General features: G+C 45.8%; 1 protein-coding gene. It reads right to left on the bottom strand.

Going from position 1 to position 271, the window contains the following annotated elements; all coding sequences use genetic code 11:
- Nucleotides 1-23: 23 nt before the first annotated feature.
- Nucleotides 24-269, bottom strand: coding sequence for a DUF1640 domain-containing protein (locus AB4589_RS25230; protein ID WP_371694561.1), 246 nt, complete (start codon nt 267-269; stop codon nt 24-26).
- Between the last annotated feature and the right edge of the window lie 2 nt (nt 270-271).

Raw genomic sequence — 271 nt, 5'->3', positions numbered from 1 at the left:
ATTTCAGAAAACATATTTGTACATTAAGCGGTGATATGACTGCCAACCCAAAACGCGGCACCGGCTACCGTCGCAATCATCGCAAAGGCAGTAGCAATAATGAGGTTTTTAAGGGAACTCACTTCATTACGAACCCCCAGGACCTCATTCCGTACCCCTTGAATATCAGATTTCAGCTCATTACGAACCGCTTCGATCTTCTGATCGAGTTCTTTCCGCGTATCATTTAACTGCTCTTGAGTGGCAGCATGAGCGGTTAGGTTGATCAGCT

This window comes from Vibrio sp. 10N.222.49.A3, assembly GCF_041475145.1.
In the GTDB taxonomy this organism is placed as follows: domain Bacteria; phylum Pseudomonadota; class Gammaproteobacteria; order Enterobacterales; family Vibrionaceae; genus Vibrio; species Vibrio tasmaniensis_A.
This window is presented reverse-complemented; position numbering and strand designations above follow the sequence as displayed.